This window comes from Holophaga foetida DSM 6591, assembly GCF_000242615.2.
Classification (GTDB): Bacteria; Acidobacteriota; Holophagae; order Holophagales; family Holophagaceae; genus Holophaga; species Holophaga foetida.
Map to the genome: position 1 here is coordinate 1,889,477 of NZ_KI912268.1, position 24,808 is coordinate 1,914,284.

The following is a 24,808-nucleotide window of genomic DNA, read 5'->3' on the forward strand; positions in this document are numbered from 1 at the left end:
GGAGAACATCCTGCTCCTTGGGCCACCAGGGGTGGGTAAGACCCACTTGGCCATCGGGTTGGGGCGGAAGTCCATCGAACGGGGCGCGGGCTGCCTGTTCGTGAGCGCCACGGCCCTGGTGGGTCAACTGATGCGGGCCGAGGCAGAGGGTCGCCTGGAGGAGCGTCTCCTGCATTTCTCGAAGCCCAAACTACTGATTGTGGATGAGCTAGGATATCTACCCTTCGAGCGGCGGCGGCCCACCTCATGTTCCAGCTCGTGAACCGGAGATATGAGCGGGGCAGCCTCATGATCACCAGCAACCAGCCAGTGGGTGCGTGGGGCGAGGTGTTCGGGGATACCATCCTGGCAACCGCCATCCTGGACCGACTGCTGCACCACAGCCACATCATCACCATCAAAAGGCGAGAGTTACCGCCTGCGGGAGAAGCGCCGAGCCGGGATCGTCCCGGCCCCGGTGTCAGTGGCCTCCACTTGAGCCGCACCCAGTGGGGTGTCCTCCGTTTCGGCTTACGGCCTACGACTCCAGACACCCCATGGGCTCATACAACAAGGGGGTCAATATTTGTGTCGCCGGGTGGGTTAATTTTCATGTCGCTTGACAGTCGTCTGGCGATGCGTCAACATCGCGATGACCAAGGAGCCTTCATTTACATGGAATTGCTAGCTTTCTTACTGCGCGGGCCCGCCACACGGCGCCACCCCCGCCGCGGAGCGGCTTCGTTCAACAAGCAGCCGGGCAAGGAGCTGGAGGACAACGCCCCCCTCCAGTACCACGAGAGCGAGATCATGACCCGGGAGGACTACGCCCTGCTGCGCCAGCCCAACGGCGGCATGGAGTATACCTTCACCTTCTGGGAGCGGGCCCACGGCGTGACGCGCCCCCAGATCTTCCAGGCCTTCGGGCTCATCGGCGCCCACCGCGGCGAGGAGATCCAGCGATCCCTCCAGCGCGGTCAGTCCCTCACCTGGGGCTCCCTGGGGCCCGGGGCCGCCTTCGAGGACTTCTCCATGATGCGCTCCATGGACAAGTTCTTCCGGGATGTCTTCCAGATGGGTTCCGAGCTGGAAGAACTCCTCTGGATCCAGCAGGCCGCCAACCTCAAGGCCCACGAGATCAGCGTGGCCCAGACCGGCATCAAGCGGGTCTTTGTCCCGGGCACCCGGGGCAGCTCCCAGTTCATCAACAAGAAGAACTTCGAGCGCTTCTACTGGCCCTATCTCCAGGACTTCCTCGGCAAGCTCATCGCGATGGACATCACCCCGATCCTGCACTTCGACTCCGACTGGGGCGGCTTCCTGGAGTATTTCCTCCAGCTCCCCGCCAAGAAGTTCGTCCTGGAACTGGACAGCGCCACCGACATCTACAAGGCCCACGATGTCCTCAAGGGGCATTGCGCCATCAAGGGCGACATGCCCGCAGGCCTCCTGGCCGTGGGGAACCCCGATGATGTCGACGCCTATGCCAAGAAGTTGATCACCACCTTCGGCCAGGGCGGCGGCCTCCTCTACTCCGTGGGCTGCACCATGCCCTTCAACGCCCGCAAGGCCAACGTGGACGCCTTCTTCAACGCCGTCGAAAAATACGGTCGGTACAACTAAAAACAGATTCACCTCCAAGGCTCCAAGGCACCAAGAAAAACAGCATTTTCCTTCCTTTGCTTTTCTTGGGGCCTTGGAGTCTTTGTAATGGATCGTTCCCTTTTCAAATTGCCAATCAGACCAGGACACCGATTTCCGGTGGCATGAGCCTGTTCACCCCCAAAGGAGATTCTTATGGAAATGCCGCAGGCCTACCCTAAATTCCGCTGGTTCGTGCTGCTGGTCATGATCGTGGCTGCAGCAGCCTCCACAGCCCTCATGATCGCTCCGGCTCCCCTGATCGGGGAGGTTTCCAAGACCCTGGGCATGGATCCAGGGACCGCCACCGGCACGTTCATGGGCCTGTGGAACATTGTGGGGGCCACCTCCTGCCTAGTGGCCGGGTTCTTGGTGGACCGACTTGGCATCAGCAAGATGGTGATCGCCGGATGCATCATCCTGATTGTGCCTTCGCTCCTCTTCCCCTTGGTTGGCTACAACATGAAGGCACTGATCCTTCTCAGGATCATCCAGGCCCTGGCCGTTGGCCCCCTGACTGCCATCGTCGCCCCCCTGGCGGCGACCTGGTTCCCCCCCCAGCAGAGGGGCATGGTGGCTGGCCTCTCCGGCTTCTCCATCTCCCTGGGCGTGCTCGTCGGCATCATCATTTCCCCGATGATCTTCGCGGCAACCCACAGCTGGCTCACCGTGATGTCCCGGGTGGCCATCGCCCCCATGATCGCCCTTGTCCTGGCCATCGTCATGGCCTTTGGCCCCAAGCCCCCCGCCTTTCATGACGAGATCTCCGCAGAGGCTCAGGCCTTCGCGGATGGCGCATTCAAGGCAGCCCTGAAGTCCCGGACCACCTGGATCATCGTCGCGACGGTCTTCCTCTCCTGCTGGTTCTTCACCGGCTTCAACGACCTGACCCCCGGCTATATCGCCATCGAGGCCCCCACCGGCCTGGGCTACGGTCCCATGATGGCGGGCAAGCTCATGGGCATCTACCAGCTCTTCTTCATGCTCGGCAGCATCGCGTCGGGCTTCATCTTCGAGAAGGTCTTCCGGGAGAGCGCCAAGGCCACGATCAGCGTCGCGTTCCTCGTTTCCGGCGCCCTCGCCTTCACCATCATGCTGGCCGCCGTCGCCCACCATATCCCGGTGCTCGCGGTCGTCCTGCCCATCATAGGCTTCTTCGCAGCCTGGGTCATGGCCGCAGCCCTCGCCTATGTATCCATCAACTACCATCACAGCGTGGTGGGCCGCATCACCGGGCTGGCCTTCGGTATCGGATTCTACGCCGGCATCCCGGGCATCATCCTCGGCTCCCTGGCCCTGAAATCCACCGGAAGCTATCACACCTCCATCACCATTGTCAGTACTGTGGCCATTCTCGGCGCCATCCTGATCCAGTTCATCAAACCCCTGCCGGAAAAGGCCATGAATCCAGCCAAGCTGGCCATTGCCGAAGACTAGCGCACGTTAACACTATCAAGGAGCCTCAGCGATTAGTGCAGCCATGACAAAGGCGGTAAAACATCACGTCGAGCTTATCGAATCGCGTCCCAACCTTTGTAAATATTCGTTAAGTTATTTCAAATTCCTACTCATTCGGGCATATCTGAACGCCATTCCAGCCAGCTCAAGTCCAACCAATACTGCTGCCTGGAACAATTTTCCTCAGGGGGAAGCCATGTCCAGTCACGTTCAAGTCATCATTCACAAGGGCCACAAGATCCTGTTTGCGGACTGCTCGGGCCTCAAACCCGCAGAGATCGTCGCTGAAATCAATGGGTCCACGCAGGTCATGATTGCTCAAAAGATCAACCTGCTATGCAATGACATCTCCAACACCACCTCGGATGACAGCATCAAGAGGGCCGCCGCAGAGTCTGTGGCCAAGGTCACAGCAGCCAACGGCAAGATCCATAGCAGCATCGTGGGTCTCCGGGGCATCCAGAAGATCCTCGCCAACGCCATCGTCCGGGATACCCATTTTGCGTCCAGCAAAGAGGACGCCTTGGATTGGCTGGTCAAACAGGTTTCATAGTAAGGCCATCCAACCCCAAGCATCCCCAGGGGGTGTTATTTGGGGCCAAGGAACTTGGCCTGCCAGCCAGGGCGAGTTAACACAATCAGAGGCCTCCGCCTTAGGGTGGGGGCCTTTTCATGCCCGGATCCCCAGTTCCCGGAGAAAGGCCTGCAGGGCAGGGTTGCCTGTCTGCTTCCACGCCACCACGAAGTCCGAAGTGCTGTCCTCCCCGACAAGAGGGACATAGGTCAGTCTGGGGTTCAGGTGAGTCTCGGCCCGGTACTTCGGGAAGATCGCAATCCCCTCCCCCGACTCCACCGCCATGAACAGGGATTCCAGCCCCGAGAAGCGTTCAACGATCCTGGGCGTAAAGCCACGCTGCTCGCACAGCTTCACGAGAAGGGCGCTGGCGGGGGCATTTAGGACCTGCTTGAGATCAACAAAAGGCAGGTGTTTGAGATCCTCCCAGACTAGGCTCTCGGCGGTAGCCAGAGGATGATCGGCCTGCATCACGACCACCAGGCGTTCCCGGTAGAGCAGCTGGGATCGAAGATCAGGGCTGTCCGGAAGCCCTACGGCAAGGGCGAAGACTACATCCAACTCCCCCTTTTCCAGGGCAAGACCGAGGGGCACGATGTCAAAGCGATTGAAGCGGAGGGCCACCCAGGGATAGAGCTCCCGGAAGCGTTTCACGAGCGGGGGAAGGATCCGCTTTTCAACGCCCCCCATGAAACCCACCTCCAGGCTGTGGGTCTGCCCCGAGGCCAGGCGACGCGTGCTTGCAACCAAGCCATCGTAGGTCGCCATCACCCCCTTCAGACCGTCGTGAAAGTGCTGCCCTTCAGGAGTGAAGTGCACGGAGTTGGGAGCCCTAGTGAAGAGCTTCACCCCCAATTCCCTTTCGAGGGCAGAGATCTGGTAGCTCACGGCGGACTGGGTGAGGCAGAGCTGATGGGCAGCCTTCGTGAAATTAAGGAATTCCGAGACCGCCAGGAAGCACCGCAAGTGACGAATATCCATAAGGCAGCCCCAAGGGTCAATGAATCAAAATTAATTAAACCATTTTATTATCTAGCCCAAAAGAATTCAATCTCAGCCCACTACTCATCCGATTGTCACCTCTATTATCCTTCACATAAGCCATCCAGAGGATCCAGAACAGCGATTCTCCTCACGCAAAAAATCCATAGCTTTCCAGGAAAACGCCTGGGAAGTCTTATTTTTATTAATATTTAATGCTAGAGGTTCCCCATGTCTCAAGACACCATGACCCCGGAAGCCCGCCTTCTGGCCACCCTGGCCTCCCAGCCCGTGGACCGCATCGTCTGCGCCCCCTGGGTCACCACCTACGCCTCCCAGTTCGCCGGGGTCACCACCAAGGACTTCATGTGGAACTGGGACACCGCCATGGAATGCTATGACAAGCTGGCCGCAGCCTACCCCCAGTGGGACTGCTACGCCGGTATGCACTTCCAGTACGGGGACGCCAACGGCATGAGCCAGATCGGCTTCAACGCCTGCAAGTTCCCGGGGCGGGACCTGGCCGACAACGAGCCCTACCAGACCCTGGAGCCCGAGGTCATGAGCCGGGATGACATCCGCCTGATCAAGCAGGCCGGGATCATGGCCTACGTGGGCATCCTCCTGAAGAAGCTCTACGGCATCGACCCCCCGGAGATCGGCGCCCGCTTCATGGAAGCCGGCAAGCGCCACGGGATGGAACTCGCAGCCGTCGCCAAGCGCGGCCAGAGCTGCCTCTACGGCGGCACCTCCCCCACGGGTCACGAGATGTTCGCCATCACCCGCTCCTTCGACCGCTACATCACGGACCTCTTCCAGATGGGCGACGAGCTCCTGGAGATCCTCATGATCTTCAACGAGCAGTTCTTCCCCCGGATCGTGGACCAGGTGGGACGCACGGGCATCCGCCGCACCTTCTTCCCCGTGACCCGCACCGGCGCAGCCTTCCTGAACAAGCGCAAGTTCGAGGCCCTGGTCTGGCCTGTGGTCAAGGACATGGCCATGCGGCTCATCGACGCCGACATCACCCCCATCTTCCACATGGACACCGACTGGGGCCGGGATCTGGAGAACTTCCTCCAGCTCCCCAAGGGCAAGTTCGCCATCGAGATGGACGGCGAGACGGACATCTTCCGGGCCCGGGAGATCCTGGGCGACCACTGCGCCCTCTCCGGTGACGTGTCGGCCACCATGCTGGCCCTCGGCAGCCCCGACGAGGTGGACGCCTACTGCAAGAAGCTCATCACCACCGTTGGCAAGGGCGGCGGCTTCATGCTGCGCCCCGCCTGCACCATGCCCCAGAACGCCAAACACGAGAACGCAAAGGCCCTGTTCGAGGCTGTGGACAAGTACGGACGATACAACTAGAAAGGACTTCCACCACAAAGACACCAAGACTCGAAGGTGCACAAAGGAAATGGAGAAAGTAATTATTTATTTAATTTCATTTGATTTTTCTTCGTGCTTTCTTTGTGTCCTTGGTGCCTTCGTGGTGGAATTTCAGTTCTTTCCCAGCAGCAATCGCCCCAGGGTCTTCTTCACCGAATCCCGGTGGACCATGAAGACCGCGCTGAGGATGTAGCTCAACTCGATGTAGCTGATGCCCAGGGCCTCGGGGTTTTCGACCCCGTTGTGGGGCCTGCAGTGCCGGTCGGTCTGCTCTGCAAGGTGCACGCGGCAGACCAGGGGGCGCTCAAGCCAGATTCTGCAGGCCCGGTCGGGCCCCAGGAAGATGCAGGACTGATCCGCCTCCTCCTGGTCGTTCCAGGTGGTGCCGCCGGTGTGATCCAGGTGTCCGTCGGTCTCGACGTGCTCAAGCTGGCGCGCCAGCTTGGCATAGTCGATGGCGATGCCCTCTTCCGCGCAGTGCTCATGGATGCGCAGCGCCTCCTCGTCGGTGCAGTAGACCAGCTCATGGCAGCAGTTGGCGCAGCCCCGATGGCAGAAGGGAGACGGATAGCCGAAGCGATGGTCCCGGGCGACGAGGGCATCGATGAGTTCGTCCACCCGCTGATGGACGAGGCGTGTCCGGTCCTTCCCGCCACCCAGGTAGGCCTCGGCGGCAGCCCGCAACTCCTTCCAGATCACCTCGGGGGGAAGCTCGTCCATCTCTTCCAGCAGGCGGCCGTAGAGCAGCAGATCCTCCCCCTTCAGGACATGCTCCTCCATCCAGCGCTTGTCCTGGCCCATCAACGCATCACCTGCCGGAAGAGCCTCCGGTCGCCCAGGACCCGCAGGACGTACTGGCGGGTGGAGGTGAAGGGGATGGCCTCGGTGCGGAGGAGCATCTCGGCGGGTCCCGTCCGGCTGCCGAAGCGAGCCTGGGACTCGGCGTGCCAGCGCTTGGCGCGCCCTTCCCCGGCGTGGTACCCCGCCACGATGTAGGCATAGCGGATGGCCTCGGGCTCCCCCTGCAGACTGGCGGTCTTCGCGATGCGCTTGAAGTAGCGCAGGGCCGCCCGGATATTGGTCTCGGGATCCCGAATGTCGGCATTCCGCCCCACCATGCTGACGAAGGTGGGCTTCAGGAGCTGCAGGAGCCCCATGGCCTTGGCGCCAGAGGTGGCGCTGGGCTGGAACTGGCTTTCGTTCTTCATGACCGCCAGGACGAAGGCCGGATCCACGATCCCCTCGCAGCCTTCCTCCCGGATGAGGGTGGCCAGCATTGGCACAGGACTGGTGGGATAGAGAAAGGCCAGGGTTTCCGGGGAGCAGTCCTTGTGGATGGCGAAGTGGCGGACCACCAGATCCTGCTGAGCGGCCATGTGGGCCGCCCGCAGATAGAGGACTGTCTGCTTCTCTGGGTCCACCCGGGCCAGGATCAGATCGTAGCGTCCCTGCTCCGCCAGGGAGCGGAAGGGCTCGGGCCAGGGGCGCTCCGCAGGCTGCATCCGGGAACCCAGGCGCTCGGCATTGCAGAAGGTGATATCCCCGGGGATCTTGAGCCGATGGGGCTGAGGATCCCCGGAGCGGCTGCGAAGGTAGGCCGCATGCCAGGCGTACCAGGAATCCGGGAAGCGCGTCAGGAGCTCACCCGCCCAGCGCTCCGCCAGATCCCAGCGCCCGGACTGGAGGGCATCCACCGCCCGCATCCACAGAAGATCCGAGGCCCGCTCCCCCAGGTTTACCAGGAACCAGGGGCTCTGGCCCTTGGGCCGCCCGGGATGGGCGATGGCCTCGTCCACCCGGGGGCTCGCGAGGGTGATCCACCCGCTCTGAACCCCCAGCAGGACCGCCTCCCCGAAAGAGTCGGTCCCCTTCAGCGCCGGGAGCAGGGCCTCTTTCTCCCGGTCCGACAGACGAGCCCGGCGAAGGGCCAGGAAGCGTTCCTCCGAGGGACGACCGGCGTCCCACACCAAGCCCTTCGCCGCGCCAGAGTCATCCTGGGACTCCAGCCTTCGCAGGAAGGAGGCGTTGAGGGCGGCATCCCCCGGGAAGCCAGAGCTTTGCAACAAGCGCCGCACCAGAGGAGCCTCCCCTTCCCCCGCCAGCTGGGAGAGCAGCAGGGAGCAGGTGCGCCAGTCCTGGACAGGCAGGGGATGGGTGCTGAGATAGGCCACCTGGTAGGCCGTCCGGGTTCGCCCCCAGGAGGCGGCATCGGCGGTGTAGCCGATCTGGGTGGCCTGGGCCAGGAGCCTGGGGGTGAAGACCTGCCTTTCCCGCAGGAGATCCACGGCACGAACCAGGAATACATCCGGCACCTTGTCGAGATCAGCCTCAGCCAGGGCCCTGGCCTGGACATCCCGGCGAGGACCGCACAGCGCCTGCATCCAGAGGGGCCACTGGGCGCGATGGGCTGCGGAAACGTGGCCCCCGCTGATCAGACCGCCGCTGAGGAGCCATCGGGTCGGGCCTTCCAGAGCCTTCCGCGCGGGCAGGGGATCAACCTTGAGGGACGCGCGCGGAGCAGGCCGCCTCTTTTTGGGTCTGGCCTCCAGGGGCAGACCCAGCACCAGTAGGCTGAGGATCGCGGTTGACAGGACTCGGGAGGGATGAGGAATCAGAGAGAATGCCATGAACCATTGTGACGGTTCGGAAATCCCGGCGCTATCCAACAAGCCCCATGCGGTCCAGTTCCTCCAGAAGCAAAGGCAGCGCCGGGTTCACCACCTCCCGCTTCCAGGCCAGGATGACATCCACCGCCGAGTCCTCCCCACCGAGGTTGGTGACCTTGAGGCGGGTGTTCCCATGGGTTTCGGCCCGGTAACGGGGCAGGACGGCCAGTCCCACCCCCGCCTCCACCAGGAGGAAGAGGGTGTCGAAGTCGTTTACCCACTGGACGACATTGGGAGCGAACCCCAGCCTGGCACAGGCCTTGGCGATGAAGACCTTGGCGGGAGCAGCCCCCTCCCGGGCCACATCTACGATGGGGTAGCCCTGGAGATCGGCAAAGCTGGGTTCGGCCTTCCCGGCCAGGGGGTGATCCTCGGCCACCAGGAGGGACAAGGGCTCGCATTGGATCCGTCGGGTCTCAAAATCCGGTCGATGCCCGAAGCTGATGGCCAGGGTCAACCCGACATCAATATCCCCAGCCTCCAGGGCCGAATTGAGCCCCACCATATCGAACTGGCTCACATTCAGGGAAATCTGAGGGTGCCGCTCCCGAAAGCCCCGGAGAAGCCTTGGCAGGAAATCCCCCCCCGCATGCCCGAGGATGCCGATGGACAACTCCCCGGTGGTGCCGGCCTCCAGTTCCTGGGCCTGCCGCACGAGGTTGGCATAGAAGCCCATCATGTCCCGGATGCCGTAGTAGAAGTGTCGCCCCTGGGCGGTGAAGCGCACCACATGGGGCGTCCGCGCAAAGAGCTTGAAGCCCAGTTCCTTTTCCAGGGCGGAGATCTGGTAGCTGACGGCGGACTGGGTGATGGAGAGCAGCCGGGCGGCCTTGGTGAAGTTCTGGTGCTCGGCGACCTGCAGGAAGCAGTTCAAGTGCTTGATGTCCATGCCCACCCCCGGCTCGTGCGTTGCCCCAGTATGCATGGGGGTCCGATGGACTCGGGGCCCTTGCCGAAAATGCATATCGAATCGTCGAAAATGCCAAGGAGTTCCCCTGGCTCTTTCCTGAGCTTGCGAAAAGAATAAGTTCAGGTCCTCAACTAATCAGATGAATGGGTGCAACTGCTCGACGCAGCCCCCATTCGGCAGGGCGACATTGGTGACAAAAATATCGATAAAGATTATTTTTATCACACTAAATAATCCAAAACACATAACGACCCACCCCCTTCGGTCGCACGACCTTTTTGTGCCTATTCCCAACTTCCAAGAGGAGTGAAATATGAAAATCATCGATACGGATATCGCCATCATGGGCAGTGGCCTGGCGGGACTTTCCGCCGCCGTGACCGCCCTCGGAAAGGGCGCCAAGGTCGCCGTCTTCGAGAAGCGCCCATTCCAGGGCGGCGGGGTGTCGAACACCCCCATGATGACCCTGGCGGTCCGTGACGATCAGGCGTACAAGGACAAGGCATTCAAGATCCATATGGATTACACCAACTGGAACGCCAACCCAGATGTGGTGCGTTCCTGGATCGACAATTCCAGTGCCATCCCAGGCTTCATCAAGGGCCTGGGGATCGAGTTCATGGGCGAGAAGATGACGCCCTTCGAGGAGCTGGGGGAGCGCCGTGGCTATGGCGCGGGCTTTCCCAACGCCTTCAACATCGGCGACTACTACTTCCTCAAGCCCATCGGCCGGGGCCACGGCGCCGCCGTCATCTGCAAGAAGATGGCCGACCGCGTGCGGGCCCTGGGCGGCGAGCTGCACTTCAGCACCCCCATCCAGAGCCTCATCAAGGAAGGCGACAAGGTCATCGGTGCCCTGGCCAAGGACAAGGATGGCAACACCGTCCAGATCAACGCCAAGGCCGTGATCGTGGCCTCAGGCGGCTTCAGCGATGACAAGGAGCTTTTGGCCGAGCTGGGCCTCAAGCTCACGGACAAGAACTGCAGCGATGGCGGCAACGTCGTCTTTAACCACTTCTGCAACAGTCAGCTCACGGGGGACGGTCAGAAGGCCATCTGGAAGATCGGCGGCGCCCGCAGCGGCATGGCCGTCAATGGCCACAACATGTGCCCCGGCCCGGGCATCGTGGGGGACAACGTGGCCTGGCTCCAGCAGAACAAGCTGCGCACCATCCAGGAGCAGCCCTACCTCTGGGTGAACCAGGCGGGCCACCGCTTCATCAGCGAGGAACAGTCCGACTGCCACATGGCCATGGTCACCGCCATCAACAACCAGAAGGAGAAATTCGCCTACATCATCTTTGATGAGGCCACGGTCCGCCACATGGAGACTGAAGGCGTCGAGTTCTATTACTTCATCTTCGAGGCGGCCCAGATCCCCAACATACGCCCCCAGTTCGAGACGGTCATCGCCAAGGGCAACAAGCACGTCTTCATGACGGACACCCTGGAGGAGATGGCCGAGAAGACCGGCATCTGCAAGGAAGGCCTCCTCAAGACCGTCGAAACCTACAACGGCTACTGCGACAAGGGGACCGACCCCCAGTACGCCAAGAACCCCAAATACCTACGGCCCGTGCGCGAGGGCAAGTTCTACGCCCTGCGGGTCTTCGTCGGCGGCTACCACGCCTATGGCGGCATCAAGATCAACGGCAAGTGCGAGGTCATCGACAAGGATTTCAACGTCATCAAGGGGCTCTACGCCGGGGGCGACTGCTGCGCCGGCGAGATCTACGGCAACCCTCCCGTGGGCGGCATCGGGGTTTCCACCCTCAGCTTCTCCCAGGGTTTCATCACCGGCGACCAGGCCGCCGCCTACGTCCAGCAGTAAGAGAGGAGTGACACCATGAAGATCGAAATCAAGGATTTCTGCATCCGCTGTGGTCTTTGCGAAGACCTGTATCCAGAGCTCTTCCACTTCGACCACCCCTCGGATGCCATCCAGGTGAAGGCCGACCTCATCGAGGGTGACCTCATCGAAGTGGCCCGGAACGCCGCCCGGGATTGTGCCATCGCCGCCATCCATCTGAAGAGCTGAGCCCAGTCCACAATCCTCCCCAGCCCCGCCCGGCCCCCGATAAGGCCCGGCGGGGCTGAACATATGAGCATCGATTTCGGTGTGCGATCCACCCCATAATGGGGTCACCCCCTATGCCCCATCCCTCGCTCAAACAGGAAATCCAGCGGGTCCTCAGACACTACTTCGAGGACCTGGAATGCGTGATGAAGGACGAGGGACTCGGTGGAATCTTTGATCCCCTGCTCGACGAACTCGGGCTCCAGCGCGAGGACCTCGGGGATGCCTCGGGTCGCCTGGGCTTCGAGCACTACCTCTCGGCCCTGAAGATCCTCCAGGACCGAGAGCACATTCCGGGCCTTGGGCTGAAGGTCGGGGCCCTGAAGCGCTGTGGCACCTATGGTTTCACCGGCGTGGCCTTCCTCACCCAGAGCACCTTCGACCAGGTCCACGCGTTCGCCATCACCGCCTTCGAGATCTGCTACGGACGCTTCCTCCGCCTGAACATCCTCAAGGAGGGCCCCTGGATCCGCTCACGGTATGAGCTATCCCCCCCTTCCCTGGCCCTCTTTGCACCCCTGATCGAGCAGACCATCATGACGGGCTACCGCACCCTCTCGGAGGTCCTTCCGGGCAAGGACTGGTCGGAGTGCCGGGCCCATTTCGCCTTTCCGCCCCCGGAATACCTCCCCCTGTACGCTCGGTTCATCCCCTTCCCCTGCTTCTTCAACCAGCCCCACAACGAGCTGTGCTGCCCCGCCTCCTGGGATGCCGTTTCCTCGAACCTGGCGGAGGACCACATCCAGGCCTTCTGCACCACCCACTTCAAGGCCATGCTGGCCGAGGGCCGGGAGTTGCCCCGCCTGGAGCACCAGATCCGCCGCATCCTGATGGAAGCCCCCCCCGAGAAGCTGCCGAAGATCAACGAGATCGCAGCCCAGCTGCGGATGCCGGAGCGCACCCTCCGGGCCCGCCTCGCCCAGGAGGACACCTCCTTCCGCGCCATCCTGAACGAAGTGGTGATCGAGCGGGCCAAGGAAATGCTCAGCGCAAGCCGGGAGCTTTCCATCAAGGAGATCGCCTTCCGCCTGGGCTTTTCCCAGCCTTCCAACTTCAACCGGGCCTTCACCAAGAGCACGGGCTTCACGCCCGCGGGCTACCGGGACGGACAGGTTGACCGGAGATAATCCCGCCCTCCCATAGGGGGGTTAGGATCGAAGGCCCCTCGGGGGCTACGAAGGCTCCAGCGTCATAGGCACGTTGCCTTCATGCTTTTATCCTGCCCATCCTGAATATCCTGATAAAAGATTTGAGCAGCGACAAATCCCCTTCATCTTCATCGCCAAGCTTTTCCATCACAGCCGTGGCCCCTATCACCCCCATGCATCCCTAGGATGAAGAGAGCGCGGCAGGCATCCGTTCCTGCGCCTCCACCCCCATCCGTCCGAAACAACGCTGCCCCACAGGGGCGGCCTTCGGCCTACCTCAGGAAGCCGCATGGTCCGCATTCTTGCCATCAATCCCGGCGCCACCTCCACCAAGCTGGCGGTTTTCGACGACGCAGCGGTGCTTTTCAAAACCACCGTGGAGCACCAGGGAGAGGAGTTGAAGCCCTTCAAGCAGGTGCTTCACCAGTTGGAGTACCGCTTCCACCTCATCCTTTCCACCCTGGGCCTGGCCCATATCCCCCTGGAGAGCCTGGACGCGGTGGTGGGGCGAGGGGGCCTCCTGAAGCCCATGAGCGGCGGCACCTATGCGGTGAACGAGGCCATGATGGCGGACCTCAGGGCCGCAACGAGGGGTGAGCACGCCTCCAATCTGGGAGGCCTCCTGGCCCACCTCATCGCCTCCCAACACGGCATTCCCGCCTTCATCGTGGACCCGGTTTCCGTGGACGAGATGGAACCCGAAGCCCGGCTCTCCGGCCTGCCGGACCTGCCCCGGGCCAGCCTCTCCCACGCCCTCAACAGCAAGGCCGTGGCCCGCAGGACGGCCGATGAGATGGGCAAGCCCTATGAATCCTGCCGCTTCGTGGTGGCCCATCTCGGCACCGGCGTCTCCGTCACCCCCCACCGGGAGGGCCGGATGATCGATGTCAACGGCGCCCAGGAGGAGGGTCCCTTCTCCCCGGATCGCTGCGGCGGCCTGCCGGCCCGCCTTTTGGCCAGGCTCTGCTACTCCGGAAATTACACCGAGCCCCAGATGTTGGAACGCCTCCTGGTGGCGGGTGGCATGTATGCCTACCTGGGCACCCGCGATGTGCGGGAGGCGGTGCAACGCGCCGAGTCTGGAGACGAGCAGGCCGATCTGGTGCTCAAGGCCATGGCCTACCAGGTCTCCAAGGAGATCGGCGCCATGGCTGCGGTGTTGGAGGGCGAGGTCGACCGCATCATCCTCACGGGCGGCATCGCCTACTCCGAGCGCATCGTGGCGGACATCTCCCGCCGTGTGAAGTTCATCGCCCCCATCGTCGTCATCCCCGGTGAGGAAGAACTATCCTCCCTGGCCGTCGGAGCCGTCCGGGTGCTGAAGGGCGAAGAGCAGGCCAAAACTTACTAAGGAGGTCCGAATGGACATCAGGGACATGCAGGTCAAACAGGATTCCATGGGCACGCACATGGACTGGAAGCATGAGGGCATCACGGCCCACATGATCGACTGGTTCTGGAGCAACATGGAGAAGGGCATCCTCCTCTGGCACCCCGAACAGCATGAGCCCCTTGAATGGGCAGTGCCCGTCACCCCCGGCGACCCCAGGGGTTCGGTGCACATCGCCCCCCAGACCTGGAATGACGGCAAGAAGAAGGCCACCCCCGAGGAGGGCATGATCTGGGCCGCCCACTGCGGCCAGGAGATCGGCAACTGGGGCGTCTTCCTCCCCCAGCTCTACGAACTCTACAAAGTGGTGAAGAACCCCCTCTACAACCCCTTCGCGGATCTGGCCGTCGAGGGCAAGGGGCGGGATGCCCGGTACCGGTTCCTGCCCCAGGCTTAGCTGGGACCTCCTGAACGATGGGGCCGGAACGTCCAACGCTTCCGGCCCTTTGGTTACAATCGATGACGATCTGAAGCATCTCACCCACGCAATGAATGGAGGCAGTTCCATGAAGAAGCTCTTGACCGGCGACGAGGCCGTTGCCCGTGGCGCCTGGGAAGCCGGCGTCAAGTACGCCTCGGCCTACCCTGGAACCCCCAGCACCGAGATCCTGGAAAACATCGCCCTCTACAAGGGCGACATCATCGCCGAATGGGGCACCAACGAGAAGGTCGCCATGGAGACCGCCATCGGGGCCTCCATCGCGGGCGCCCGTTCCATCTGCGCCCAGAAGCATGTCGGCCTGAACGTGGCCTCGGATCCCCTCTTCACCCTGGCCTACACCGGCATCAACGGTGGCATGGTGGTGGTGACTGCGGACGAACCCGGACAGCACTCCTCCCAGAATGAGCAGGACAACCGCAACTACGCCAAGGCCGCCAAGGTCCCCATGGTGGAACCTGCCACGGCCCAGGAATCCAAGGACATGGTCAAGGTGGCCCTGGAGGTCAGCGAGGCCTTCGACACCCCCGTCCTCTTCCGCATGACCACCCGGGTCTGCCATTCCAAGGGCATCGTGGAGTGCGGTGAGCGCCAGGAAGTGCCCCTCAAGGACTATGTGAAGGATGTCCGGAAGAACATCCCCGTGCCCGCCAACGCCATCCCCATGCGCGTGAAGGTGGAAGCCCGCACCGAGAAGCTCAAGGTCTACACCGAGGAGACCCCCCTCAATTTCGCAGAGATGAACGGCAGTGAAATCGGCATCATCGCCTCCGGTGTCTGCTACAGCTATGCCAAGGAGGTCTTCGGGGACTCCGCCTCCTACCTCAAGCTGGGCTTCACCTATCCCCTGCCCGTGGGCAAGATCAGGGACTTCTGCGCCAAGGTCAAGAAGATCTACGTCATCGAGGAGAACGATCCCTACATCGAGGACCAGGTCCGGATGCTGGGCTTCGACTGCTTCGGCAAGAACCTCTTCCCCTTCAACGGCGAGATGACCCCCGATGTGATCCGCAAGGCCGTCTTCGGCAAGGCCTGCGAAACTATCGGGACCGATGGCAGCAAGGTGGTGGGTCGCCCCCCCACGCTCTGCGCCGGCTGTCCCCACCGTGGATTCTTCCATGAGATCGGCAAGCGGAAGAACGTGGCCATCGCCGGTGATATCGGCTGCTACACCCTGGCCTTCACCGAGCCCTACAATGCCATGGACTGGTGCAACTGCATGGGCTCCAGCACCGGCACCGCCCACGGGGCGCAGCAGGTCTTCAATCTGAAGGAGGGCGAGGCCAAAAAGCGCGTGGTTGCCGTGCACGGCGACTCGACCTTCTTCCACACCGCCATCAACGGCCTGATCAACATCGCCTACAACCGCAGCAACACCATCACCGTCATCCTGGACAACCGCATCACCGGCATGACCGGCCACCAGGAGAACCCCGCCTCCGGCTATACCCTCCAGGGCATGGCCACCCCCGAGATCGAGATCGAGGGCGTGGTCAAGTCCTTGGGCTTCAAGAACGTCCTGACCGTCAACCCCAACGATCTGACGGCCATGAAGAACGCCATCGAGTGGGCCCTGGCCACCGAGGACGAGCCCTCGGTGCTCATCACCCGCTGGCCCTGCGTCCTGAAGAAGTTCTCCCCCGAGGACAAAGCCGAGTTCAAGGGCGCCTTCACGGAGAAATACTGCATCGATCCGGACAAGTGCATTGGCTGCGGCGCCTGTATCAAGACCGGCTGCCCTGCCCTGTCTCTCGATAAGGCAACCAAGAAGGTCTCCATTACCCGCGATCAGTGCGTGGGCTGCGGCGTCTGCGCCCAGGTCTGCCCCCCCAAGGTCCAGGCCATCTCCAAGGAGGTCAAGTAATGACCAAGAGCATCATGCTGGTGGGGGTGGGCGGACAGGGCACCATTCTCGCCGCCAAGCTTCTGACCGTCGCCCTCATGGACGCCGGCTACGACGTCAAGATGAGCGAGATCCACGGGATGTCCCAGCGGGGCGGCTCCGTATCCTCCCAGGTGCGCTACGGCAAGGAAGTGCACAGCCCAGTGATCGAAGAGGGCGGCGCCGATATCCTGGTGGCCTTCGAGAAGATGGAGGCCATGCGCTGGCTGAACTATCTCAAGCCCTCGGGCAAGGTCGTGGTGAACAACTGGGAGATCAAGTCCATGCCCATCGTGACGGGCAAGGTGGACTATCCCAAGGGCATCATCGAGGAACTGCAGTCCAAGGTGCCCACCACCGCCATCGACGCGGCCAAGCTGGCCTCTGAACTGGGCAACAGCAAGGTGATGAACGTGATCCTGCTGGGCGCCACCGTGAAGTCCATGGGCCTCGACACCCTGGACTGGGAGCGCATCATCAAGGAGAACGTGAAGCCAGCGCTGGCGGAGCTGAACATCAAGGCACTGAAGCTGGGAATGGCCCAGGTGTAGACATCCACTCTTGCAACAGGAAGGTGCGGTTCAGGCTGCGCCTCCCTGTTGCAGACACTCGAAGCTACCTCACCTTCATCAGTTCCGTCCGCCGCCGATCCTTTTTGTAGGGAGCAGGGGCGACGGTAGCCTTGATCCTCTTCGTAGGACCGCCAGGGACGCCCCAAAGGACCTCCACCTCGGTCCCAGGGACATTGAGCTCTGCATCAATCACGCAGAGGGAGATCATCTTCCGGAAGTAGTAGCTGTAGCAGCGCGAAGAGGAGATGCCCACCATCCTGCCATCCTTCAAGGTTTTCATGATCTCGCCGCCGATCCGACGCGGGAGTTCCATGTAGTGGTAGGCATCGCCGGGCCTGAGATAGGAGGCGCTGACATCCAGGACATCCTCGGTGCTCCACTCCAGGCTGCAGATGGTTTGCTTGGGGTTAGCGACCTCTTGCCGAAGGATCTCGCAACCTGGAAATTCGTGATCGAAGCAGAGGGTCTTGCCCCATCCCAGCTCCACAGGGCTGTGCATATAGTCCAGCACGTTATCCAGGTTGCCACTGGTCCCACCATTCCTTGGATCGATCTGGTTTCCAACAGGCCCGAGGAACTTCAGGAACCCCTGCTGGTCCGGATCGGTCTCATCGAAAATGCCCGGGCAGTAATCAAGGACCGTCGTGGGATAGCAGGCCTCCACGTGGTTCACACACTTGGTCTGTCCCCCCAGGCGTCGGAGGCCAAAGGCCTTTCCCGCTTCCAGGATGGTGTTGTAGATCTCCAGGGCCTGGGAGGCCGGACCAGACAGTTCAAATCCGATCTCGCCGGACATCCCCTGGCGGAGGAAGTTCACCGGGACGCCACACAGCTCGAAATCCCGGCACCGCATGAAGGGAAGCTCCTTCAGCTCCGCCCCCACCAGAGACTCGAGGAGCGCCAGACTGGTGGGCCCCTGGACCTGGAAGAGGAAGCGGTCGTTGGTGTTCGGGGTCAGGACTGCGTTGAATCCACCCTGGTAGAACTTGTACATGGCCCAGAGGACCCCCAGCCCCCCCGTGAGCTGGAATGCATCTTCCGCCAAGCGGATCAGCACCTGGTCGCCCACCACCTTGCCCATCTTGTTGGTGAAGACCACGTGCTTGGCCTGCCCGATATCGTATTTCTTGGCATTGAAGCCGGAGAGGCTCTGAAAGAAGGCCAGGGCATCAGGTCCCTGAAGGTGAAGCTTGATCAGAGGGCTCCAGTCCCCGATGAAGCAGGTCTCCTTCCAGGACATGCTCTCATCTCGCCAGTCCGTATATTCGCTGGGCTCATAAGTCGTGATGAAGAGCTGGTAGTTGGTTGGCCTCGGGTCCATCGGAACCATGAGGGCGTGGGGAAGTGTAGGCAGACCGGTGGTGGGCTCCATGGTGGGGCTCCTTTTGAAGGGTTGTGAATAATGAAGTTGTGGCAGAACTTCATTATCCGCTGGCTTCCCGGCCGGGTGCCACAGCTCCGACTATGCATTTCACGACGTTCTGCTATCAGAATCCGCAGTCTGAACGGAACTGCTCCGGACTCATCCCCGTAGCCCTTGCGAAAGCCCTTGAGAAGTTTGCGGCCTGGGAGAAGCCGAGCGCGAAGGCGATCTCCTTCACAGACATCCCGGGGACGGAAAGCATCTGCTTCGCCCGTTCCACCAGAACCTCATTCTGGAGTCGGCGGAAGGAGGTCCCCTCCCGGGTCAGGGCCGCCTGGAGCGAGCGTTCAGAGATGCCGAGGCGACAGGAGACCGCAGAGAGATCCAACGACCCGCTGGCCCCCGCCTCTATGAGCAGATTCAGGATCTTTCGCTGCAGAGAGGTCCGGCCGGAGTCCGCCTCGACCATGGCATGGAAGCTCGATTCACAGAAGGCCCGCACCCTGTCATTGGCCATGGGCAAGGGCCGAGCGGCCCAGGCCCATGGAAGGAGGAGCTCGGAGAAGGGTTGGTCGAAGCGAACCTCGAAGGGGAGGAAGCGGGCGTAGAGCTCCCGGTGAGGAGGCGGAGGATAGGCAAAGGAAGCCCGGCAGCGGGACCAGTCCTGGCCCGGCAGTTCCTCAGTTACCACCCGGACCCCCGTCATGACGACCTGTTCCACCAACAGGGGATCCGAGGCAATGAGCGGTGGACGGCCCAGATACCGGCTGACGAGGAACTCGCCCTCCCGGAAGACCTGCAACTGCAGATAGTGCCCCCAACAGTGCGAGAAGGCTTCGCAGGAAAAGCCCCCCATCTCCCAGAGTGAGGCTTGAGTCAGAAAGCCGATGCCGAAGAAGCCGAAGGTCGCATTCCGCTTGCGGTCACCCAGCTTGAGACCCAGTCCGCGGACTACGCCCAGATCATCCAGGCGTCTGACTACAGACATGTATTCTTCGAAACTCGGACTATCGAAAGCGCCGTCTGGGCGAATCCCCGCCAAAAGCTCCGGATAGAGTCTCCCTTGTCCCTCCTCGGACAGCACTGCCTGAAGATCCGCGAGATACCGCTCGTGCATCTTCAGGCGCTCGGTGAAGAGGTTAGGGGCATTAGGCAAGGTGATACTCATCCAGGGTGTAGGCGATTATACAGGGTCCCGCCGCATCGGCGCTGAATACTCCATGGTCCTGAACGTCCGAGTCCGTTGTCGGCTTGGTCCTGGGCTCTTCCTGTAGGCTGCGTCAGAGAGGAGGAGTCACCCCGATGCTAGGTGATCGTCAAGCCAGGTGGACTGGTCCATCTGACCATCTAGGAACTCGGCAAAATCCGTGGCCTGGGCCAAGTGACCGACAGAGAAGGGTCCGTCACCCGGAGCTGAAGCCATAAGGCAAAAACCATCTTGATGCAGGTTGTTTTGAGCATGGCGCAATATGCAATACAGTTGGCGCATTCCAACAATGCATTCAAAACACCCTACTCCTAGTCTTGGAACCGTGGGGTATATCCCACCACCCAATCAGGAGATCGGTATGAATCAGCCCGTAGCCCTCATCACCGGCGGTGCCACCGGCATCGGGAAGGCCACTGCGAAAAAGCTCGCCGCCAAGGGCATCACTGTCGTAATCAGTGGTCGCCGCAAGGAGATTGGAGCCGCAGCGGTCAAGGAAATCCAGGCGGTGGCCACCGGTGCCGCGGAAGTGCGGTTCATCCAAAATGACGTGGCTGACGAAAGTGCCGTCAAAGCGATGATCGACCAGATCGTCGCGGAGTTCGGTCGCCTCGACATGGCAGTCAACAACGCGGGAATATACAACGAAGCCGCCACCCTGGATCAATCGGACACTCAGAAGTTCCGCGCGATGATTGAAGTCAATGTCATGGGCGTCTACTACAGCATGAAATACGAGATCGCGCAGATGCTCAAGCAGGGCGGAGGTTCGATCGTCAACCTGGCATCCATCGCAGGCCTGAACGGCTTCCAGTGGACGGGGACCTATGTCGGCACCAAACACTCCGTGGTCGGCTTGACCAAATCAGCGGCACTCGATCATGCCGCCCAGGGTATCCGCATCAATGCCGTGGCCCCAGGTGCCATCCGAACGGATATCATCGCCGATCAGATCAAGATAGACGAGCCTGGATTGGCGGCGGCGCACCCCATTGGCCGTATTGGCGAACCGGAAGAGATTGCCAATGGCATCGCCTGGTTACTCTCGGAGGAAGCGAGCTTCGTCGTCGGCCATATCCTGAACATCGATGGCGGCTTCCAGGCCAAGTAGAAAGGAGGCCCCATGCCGACCCGGATGACGGATCAAGTCAAAATTCCTCAAGCATTCTGGGTCGGTCTCGCCGCTCTGGGCCTCACCCTCGACGAGGTGCTCCGACATGCGAAGCTGCCCGCTGCCCGCATTGCCCGCGAGGGTTCACTGCGCACCGAGGAGTTCTTCCTTCTCTGGCAGGCGATAGGCGAACTGGCCCCTGCCTGCGCCGCAGGGCTGAAGCTCGTCAAGGGACTCGACACCGCCATACTTCCGCCCTCCTTCCTCGCGGCCTACCACGCCCGAGATTTCCGGGATGCTCTCACGCGCATGGCACGCTTCAAGCACCTGTGTTCTCCGGAGATTCTCAAGATCACGGAGGGGCCGGAGGAATGCGTGATCGAGCCCGAGTGGCCCCACGGTGGAAAGATTGTTCCCGAAGCGCTTGTAGATGCAACCTTTGGTTCCCTGGTTCTTCTCGGGCGCCATGGCACGCGAACCAACCTTCACCCTAGCCGGGTGGAGTATATGTGCGCGGACGACAGGCCCGGCCTCCGGGAGGAGTTCTACGGGTGCAAGGTGATCTTCGGTTCGCGCCAGAATCGCCTGGTGTTCCGCGGTGCGGATCTGGACCTCCGGTTTGCCACCCACAATGCCGAGCTGCTGGCCATGCTGAATCCCGCATTGGAAGCGGCTTCGAGGGCGCTGGGCTTAAGCCTCAAGGCCACCGAACAAGTCCGACAGGTACTGCCCAGGTTCCTTTCGGCGGGCAGACCCGAGATCGACGCAGTGGCCAAGGAATTGGGGATGAGCGCGCGCAGCCTCCAACGCCGCATCACCGAAGAGGGCTCCACCTTTCGGGACCTGCTGTCCCAGGCCCGTCAGGCATTGGCCCGTGAATACCTCCAGAATCCGTCCCTGGATCTGAAGGAGATTGTCTACCTGCTGGGTTACGAGGACTCACCCTCCTTCTATCGCGCCTTCCGGCAGTGGGAGGGCACGACGCCCGCGGCCTGGCGATCCCGCCGAACCACGCTTGAGAACTGACGCACCGCCCTTACCCACCCAACACGCGAATATCTCCATCCTTCGCAAGGAGCCGACATGCCTCCCGTCTGGTTGATTACCGGAACCTCCCGAGGGCGCTGGGAAGCCATCAGCACAGCCACGGACTTCGGTTCACCTGCCCAACTGCCAGAGTTGCCGGAAGCCTAGGGGGCCCCATGAAAGTCGTCTTGTTCGGATCCACCGGAATGATTGGCCAGGGTGTTCTGCGTGAATGCCTGCGTGACAGCACCGTCACGCAGGTCCTCACGGTGGTGCGGTCGGCCACGGGGCGAACGCACCCCAAGCTGAAGGAGGTCTGCACACCGGACCTATTCGATCTGACTGGGCTGGAACCCGATCTCCAAGGGGCCGATGCCTGCTTCGATTGTCTCGGAGTCTCGGCTGTCGGAATGGGTGAGGCCGACTACGCGCGGCTCACCTACGACCTCACCCTGTCCATCGCGGAGACCCTGGTTCGCCTGAATCCCGGCATGACCTTCATCTATGTCTCCGGCGCTGGAACGGACAGCAGCGAACAGGGCCGGTCCATGTGGGCAAGGGTCAAGGGACGCACCGAGAATGCGCTCCAGCGCCTTCCCTTCGGGCGGGTCTACCTCTTCCGCCCATGCTTCATCCAGCCACGGCACGGCATCCGCTCACGAACTCAGTGGTATCGCGTCTTCTATGCATTGAGCAGTCCCTTCATCTGGTTGATCAACAAGTTCGTCCCTGGGGTCGTCCTGAACACGGAGAGCCTCGGCTGGGCCATACTGACCGCAGCTCAGAAAGGTGCTCCGAAGGCCGTTCTGGAGGCGCGGGATCTGAACCTCCTGGCCAAGGCCCAGGCAACGCGGTGGAGGAGCGCCTGATCCAGACCCTGAAGCTGGAGTGCATCTGGCGAAAGGACTGGGAGACCCTCCCATTTGTATCGCAACTACAGGAAAGTCGAGCGCCTCTTACGGTGCAAACTCTATCCACTGTCGCCTAATGCAGGATCCGGGTTAAAGAATTGCGAGTGCAGCGTCCAGGCCTCGCGGAGCCTGGGGGTGGAGACGCCCCCGGTAGTCCGCACTTCCAACAGCTACCGGAATCCGGTCCAGGCCCGTAATCCAATGCTCGGCGAAGCTCTGCCATCCAATGCTGTGCAGTGGCAGAAGGCGGCCCTCTGCGGAAACCAGGGAAGGATCGATGGCAAAATGCTGCTCGTAGCGATCGAAGGATTCCATCGTCGACTTGTTAGTCAGCATGAGAGCGACATGAATAAATCAAATGGCCATCATTCACGAATTTGATCGCACGAAGCCGAGCGGACACAGCCGATCCAGGCGGAGATGCGGGAGCGGTTCGAGATTCAGGCGAAGCACCCCAATGCCACCAAGAAGGCACGGGGGATCGCTTGGCTACGTCGCGGGCTGGGTCCCCCCGGGCTCCTGTGTCAGCTCCTTCCGGTCCGGATGAGTTCCAGGAGCACCTGGAGTTCGGGTCGGGCGCCCTGGGTCGGCCAGGCCATGGCGTACTCGAAGGTCAGCTCTGGGTCCTCCAGTTCGATGGCTCTGAGACGACCACCGCCGTGCTGATCCGTGGTCTCCCGGGGCTGGATGGCGATGCCCCGCCCCATCTCCACCGCCAGCAGCAGGCTCGGAAAGTCGGGCACGAACTCCGCCCGACCGTAGTCCAGGCCGTGCCGGGCGAAGATGGCTCGGTGCCAGTCCACCCCCGGGCGGCTCATCTCGTCGCCCAGGCTGACCAGGGGCTGACCGTGAAGCTCCTCCAGCCTCAGGCTGCGCCGCCGGGCCAGGGGGTGATCCGGGGCCACCATGGCCAGCATGCGATCCTGGGCCAGGGGCTCTACATGGATCCCCTCGGGATGGGCATGCTCGAAGAGCATGGTGAAGCCGCAGTCGATCTCTCCCCCCAGGATGGCCTCGAACATCCGGGCCAGGGGGGTATAGCGCATCTGCACCTGGGTGGCCGGGAAGGCGCTGCTGAAGCGCCGGAGGACCTGAGGCAGGAAGCGCATCTCCAGCCCCCCCAGGAAGCCGAGAGTCAGCTGCCCCCCCTCCTGGGCCGCCAGGCACTGGCAGCGACGGAGCAGGTCCTCGTAGTCCCGGAGCAGCGGCTCCGCCAGGCGGAAGAAGCCGTAGCCCGCCTCCGACAGCTCCACCACCCGGGAGGAGCGATCGAAGAGGCGGCAGCCCACGGCCTTCTCCAACTCGGCGATCTGGTAGCCGAAGGCCGACTGGGTCAAGCAGACCTCTTGGGCAGCCTTGGTGAAGCTGCGCCACTTGGCCGCCACCAGGAAGCAGCGGAGGCGCGGAAAGTCCGGAAGCCCCTCGTCCCCGGAAGGCACGCCGCAGCACTCGGCCACCCCCCGGGCGTATTCCAGGCAAATGCGCCGCAACTCCCGGTAGAGCAGACTCCCCGCCGGGCTGAGGTGGATGCCCTTGCCGACCTTCGCCATCAGCGTGAGCCCCAGGGAAGCCTCGATGGAGGCAAGCTGATAGCTCACCCCAGACTGGGAGAGCCCGATGGCCCGCGCGGCGCGGGTGTAGTGAAGATGCTCCCCGACGGCCAGGAAGCACTTGAGCTGCCTACGGTCCACCTGGATCCTCCAGCCCTCATTCTACTCAGGGGCGGAAGGGGAAATCCTGGTGGCACTGGGCGCAGACCACTTCCGCCGCCTTGTGGCCGTGGTGGCAGAGGTTGCACTCCCCGCTGGCGTTGACCACGTGGTTGTCGTGGGGGTTGGGCTTGATGGTGCGGGTACGCTTGGCCGTGGCCTCCCAGCTCTCGTGGCAGCTCAGGCACTGATCGCTCTCTACCGCCTGCCTGGAGCCCTCGCCGTGGCAGTCGGCGCAGGCCAGGCCGGCGGCCTTGTGGCGATCGGCCAGAAGCGGCCGGGGCTTGTCCTCGGCCCCCGCAAGGGCCACGGCCCCCAGGGCGAGAACGGTGAATAGCGAGATCATGGCAGTGCGCACAAAGGTCCTGTCAGGAA

At 62.1% G+C, this 24,808-nt stretch carries 23 protein-coding genes and 1 pseudogene; 15 read left to right on the plus strand and 9 right to left on the minus strand.

The genetic code is table 11. The features are described from left to right. The 4 genes and pseudogenes from istB to HOLFODRAFT_RS0208230 all read left to right on the plus strand — a co-directional run. Positions 1 to 478: pseudogene (istB, locus tag HOLFODRAFT_RS23910) on the plus strand (IS21-like element helper ATPase IstB); the annotation flags it as partial. Positions 479 to 654: 176 nt separating this feature from the next. Continuing rightward, positions 655 to 1,602, plus strand: coding sequence for a uroporphyrinogen decarboxylase family protein (locus HOLFODRAFT_RS23915; protein ID WP_005037712.1), 948 nt, complete (start codon positions 655 to 657; stop codon positions 1,600 to 1,602). A gap of 174 nt (positions 1,603 to 1,776) precedes the next feature. Then, a complete protein-coding gene (locus HOLFODRAFT_RS0208225) occupies positions 1,777 to 3,057 on the plus strand; it encodes an MFS transporter (protein WP_005037714.1) in 1,281 nt (426 codons plus the stop codon). A gap of 217 nt (positions 3,058 to 3,274) precedes the next feature. Further along, on the plus strand, positions 3,275 to 3,631 hold the full coding sequence (locus HOLFODRAFT_RS0208230; protein ID WP_005037715.1) for a hypothetical protein: 357 nt from the start codon (positions 3,275 to 3,277) through the stop codon (positions 3,629 to 3,631). Positions 3,632 to 3,748: 117 nt separating this feature from the next. Here HOLFODRAFT_RS0208230 and HOLFODRAFT_RS0208235 read toward each other — a convergent pair whose 3' ends face one another. Continuing rightward, positions 3,749 to 4,633 carry a LysR family transcriptional regulator gene (locus tag HOLFODRAFT_RS0208235; RefSeq protein ID WP_005037717.1) on the minus strand — a complete coding sequence of 295 codons (885 nt, stop codon included), beginning with the start codon at positions 4,631 to 4,633 and terminating at the stop codon, positions 3,749 to 3,751. Positions 4,634 to 4,864: 231 nt separating this feature from the next. On the opposite strand from HOLFODRAFT_RS0208235, the gene HOLFODRAFT_RS0208240 reads away from it, so the two are divergent. After that, complete coding sequence (locus HOLFODRAFT_RS0208240; protein ID WP_005037719.1) at positions 4,865 to 6,001, plus strand: uroporphyrinogen decarboxylase family protein; 1,137 nt, start codon at positions 4,865 to 4,867, stop codon at positions 5,999 to 6,001. 132 nt (positions 6,002 to 6,133) lie between these two features. Here the strand turns inward: HOLFODRAFT_RS0208240 and HOLFODRAFT_RS0208245 are convergent, their stop codons facing one another. The 3 genes from HOLFODRAFT_RS0208245 to HOLFODRAFT_RS0208255 are packed head-to-tail and all read right to left on the minus strand — an operon-like array spanning position 6,134 to position 9,577. Then, positions 6,134 to 6,823, minus strand: a complete 690-nt coding sequence (locus HOLFODRAFT_RS0208245; protein ID WP_005037721.1) for a YkgJ family cysteine cluster protein — start codon at positions 6,821 to 6,823, stop codon at positions 6,134 to 6,136. Continuing rightward, positions 6,823 to 8,649, minus strand: a complete 1,827-nt coding sequence (locus tag HOLFODRAFT_RS0208250) for a transglycosylase SLT domain-containing protein (RefSeq protein ID WP_005037723.1) — start codon at positions 8,647 to 8,649, stop codon at positions 6,823 to 6,825. Before HOLFODRAFT_RS0208250 ends, HOLFODRAFT_RS0208245 begins: the two co-directional genes overlap by 1 nt. A 31-nt stretch (positions 8,650 to 8,680) precedes the next feature. After that, the gene (locus HOLFODRAFT_RS0208255) at positions 8,681 to 9,577 is read right to left on the minus strand and encodes a LysR family transcriptional regulator (protein WP_026939162.1); all 897 of its coding nucleotides are present in this window, start codon (positions 9,575 to 9,577) and stop codon (positions 8,681 to 8,683) included. A gap of 334 nt (positions 9,578 to 9,911) precedes the next feature. On the opposite strand from HOLFODRAFT_RS0208255, the gene HOLFODRAFT_RS0208260 reads away from it, so the two are divergent. The 7 genes from HOLFODRAFT_RS0208260 to HOLFODRAFT_RS0208295 all read left to right on the plus strand — a co-directional run bounded on the left by HOLFODRAFT_RS0208260 (position 9,912) and on the right by HOLFODRAFT_RS0208295 (position 17,085). Beyond that, positions 9,912 to 11,429 carry an FAD-dependent oxidoreductase gene (locus HOLFODRAFT_RS0208260; RefSeq protein ID WP_005037729.1) on the plus strand — a complete coding sequence of 506 codons (1,518 nt, stop codon included), beginning with the start codon at positions 9,912 to 9,914 and terminating at the stop codon, positions 11,427 to 11,429. 15 nt (positions 11,430 to 11,444) lie between these two features. Continuing rightward, a complete protein-coding gene (locus tag HOLFODRAFT_RS0208265) occupies positions 11,445 to 11,636 on the plus strand; it encodes a 4Fe-4S domain-containing protein (RefSeq protein WP_005037732.1) in 192 nt (63 codons plus the stop codon). Between the two features lie 113 nt (positions 11,637 to 11,749). Beyond that, on the plus strand, positions 11,750 to 12,802 hold the full coding sequence (locus HOLFODRAFT_RS22895; RefSeq protein WP_005037733.1) for a helix-turn-helix transcriptional regulator: 1,053 nt from the start codon (positions 11,750 to 11,752) through the stop codon (positions 12,800 to 12,802). 310 nt (positions 12,803 to 13,112) lie between these two features. After that, entirely contained in the window at positions 13,113 to 14,174 is a 1,062-nt protein-coding gene (gene buk, locus HOLFODRAFT_RS0208280; RefSeq protein ID WP_005037735.1) for a butyrate kinase, read from the plus strand. 10 nt (positions 14,175 to 14,184) lie between these two features. Beyond that, on the plus strand, positions 14,185 to 14,610 hold the full coding sequence (locus HOLFODRAFT_RS0208285) for a hypothetical protein (RefSeq protein ID WP_005037737.1): 426 nt from the start codon (positions 14,185 to 14,187) through the stop codon (positions 14,608 to 14,610). Positions 14,611 to 14,719: 109 nt separating this feature from the next. Next, on the plus strand, positions 14,720 to 16,516 hold the full coding sequence (gene iorA / locus HOLFODRAFT_RS0208290) for an indolepyruvate ferredoxin oxidoreductase subunit alpha (protein WP_005037739.1): 1,797 nt from the start codon (positions 14,720 to 14,722) through the stop codon (positions 16,514 to 16,516). Continuing rightward, positions 16,516 to 17,085 carry an indolepyruvate oxidoreductase subunit beta gene (locus HOLFODRAFT_RS0208295; RefSeq protein ID WP_005037743.1) on the plus strand — a complete coding sequence of 190 codons (570 nt, stop codon included), beginning with the start codon at positions 16,516 to 16,518 and terminating at the stop codon, positions 17,083 to 17,085. Before iorA ends, HOLFODRAFT_RS0208295 begins: the two co-directional genes overlap by 1 nt. Positions 17,086 to 17,149: 64 nt before the next feature. Here HOLFODRAFT_RS0208295 and HOLFODRAFT_RS0208300 read toward each other — a convergent pair whose 3' ends face one another. Together HOLFODRAFT_RS0208300 and HOLFODRAFT_RS0208305 are read right to left on the minus strand one after the other, a co-directional pair. Next, the gene (locus HOLFODRAFT_RS0208300; protein WP_005037744.1) at positions 17,150 to 18,478 is read right to left on the minus strand and encodes a glycine cleavage T C-terminal barrel domain-containing protein; all 1,329 of its coding nucleotides are present in this window, start codon (positions 18,476 to 18,478) and stop codon (positions 17,150 to 17,152) included. Between the two features lie 115 nt (positions 18,479 to 18,593). Next, positions 18,594 to 19,625: a helix-turn-helix domain-containing protein gene (locus HOLFODRAFT_RS0208305; RefSeq protein ID WP_158412937.1), complete on the minus strand. Its 1,032-nt coding sequence runs from the start codon at positions 19,623 to 19,625 to the stop codon at positions 18,594 to 18,596. 412 nt (positions 19,626 to 20,037) lie between these two features. Here HOLFODRAFT_RS0208305 and HOLFODRAFT_RS0208315 point away from each other — a divergent pair, with 412 nt between their 5' ends. The 3 genes from HOLFODRAFT_RS0208315 (at position 20,038) to HOLFODRAFT_RS0208325 (ending at position 22,682) form a co-directional block, all read left to right on the plus strand. Next, a complete protein-coding gene (locus HOLFODRAFT_RS0208315; RefSeq protein WP_005037746.1) occupies positions 20,038 to 20,787 on the plus strand; it encodes a glucose 1-dehydrogenase in 750 nt (249 codons plus the stop codon). A 12-nt stretch (positions 20,788 to 20,799) separates the two neighbouring features. Beyond that, positions 20,800 to 21,813, plus strand: a complete 1,014-nt coding sequence (locus HOLFODRAFT_RS0208320; protein ID WP_005037748.1) for an AraC family transcriptional regulator — start codon at positions 20,800 to 20,802, stop codon at positions 21,811 to 21,813. A 176-nt stretch (positions 21,814 to 21,989) separates the two neighbouring features. Further along, entirely contained in the window at positions 21,990 to 22,682 is a 693-nt protein-coding gene (locus HOLFODRAFT_RS0208325) for a Rossmann-fold NAD(P)-binding domain-containing protein (protein WP_005037752.1), read from the plus strand. 132 nt (positions 22,683 to 22,814) lie between these two features. Here HOLFODRAFT_RS0208325 and HOLFODRAFT_RS0208330 read toward each other — a convergent pair whose 3' ends face one another. The 3 genes from HOLFODRAFT_RS0208330 to HOLFODRAFT_RS0208340 form a co-directional block, all read right to left on the minus strand. Next, a complete protein-coding gene (locus HOLFODRAFT_RS0208330) occupies positions 22,815 to 23,039 on the minus strand; it encodes a hypothetical protein (RefSeq protein ID WP_148300401.1) in 225 nt (74 codons plus the stop codon). A gap of 209 nt (positions 23,040 to 23,248) precedes the next feature. Then, complete coding sequence (locus tag HOLFODRAFT_RS0208335; protein ID WP_005037756.1) at positions 23,249 to 24,415, minus strand: LysR family transcriptional regulator; 1,167 nt, start codon at positions 24,413 to 24,415, stop codon at positions 23,249 to 23,251. A 25-nt stretch (positions 24,416 to 24,440) separates the two neighbouring features. Further along, positions 24,441 to 24,779: a cytochrome c3 family protein gene (locus HOLFODRAFT_RS0208340; protein WP_026939166.1), complete on the minus strand. Its 339-nt coding sequence runs from the start codon at positions 24,777 to 24,779 to the stop codon at positions 24,441 to 24,443. Positions 24,780 to 24,808: the final 29 nt, after the last annotated feature.